The organism is Vibrio sp. YT-19(2023), from assembly GCF_033337395.1.
The window spans coordinates 1-536 of record NZ_JAWOQN010001049.1 but is presented as its reverse complement, the minus strand read 5'-3'; the positions used below and the strand labels follow the sequence as shown (position 1 = coordinate 536).

At 41.8% G+C, this 536-nt stretch carries 1 protein-coding gene; it reads right to left on the bottom strand.

All coding sequences use genetic code 11. The features are described from left to right. On the bottom strand, window positions 1-433 hold a 433-nt coding region (locus R7E78_RS29960; protein ID WP_318059119.1), incomplete at its 3' end, for a response regulator. Between the last annotated feature and the right edge of the window lie 103 nt (window positions 434-536).

The following is a 536-nucleotide window of genomic DNA, read 5'->3' as shown; positions in this document are numbered from 1 at the left end:
GGTTGACTTGCTCTAGTTGGGCTGTTGCTTGTTTGAGTTCTCGACGCATATGCGCGATACGCTGCATCGCTATGAGTTTGGAGGTCAGGACGAGTTTGTCAACTGGCTTAATCAAATAGTCATCGCCGCCTGCATCGATCGCTTTCGCAATCATTTCAGGTTCTTCATGACTACTTAAGAAAATGATAGGAATCCAGTCTGGAAAAGTTTCTCGAACATGGAGGGAGACTTCAAAACCGTTCATTTCAGGCATGGAAATATCAAGCAGTACCAGTTCGGGATCAAAGCTCTCGTAAGTATTTAAAGCTTCTATACCGCTACCGACGGCTTTGACGATATGTCCAAGCTGTTTAAGACGAATAGCCAACTGCATTCTGTCTAGTTGAACATCATCAACCAGAAGAATACGCATTGATGTCCCTGTAGGCTGCATAACGCGTTCCATTTTTATTTGTCTTTATTAAACATATACCATACTCATAGACTTGTTGCATTACGCTAAGAATTAAGTGCTATATTTTTTGTCGATTTGTCAC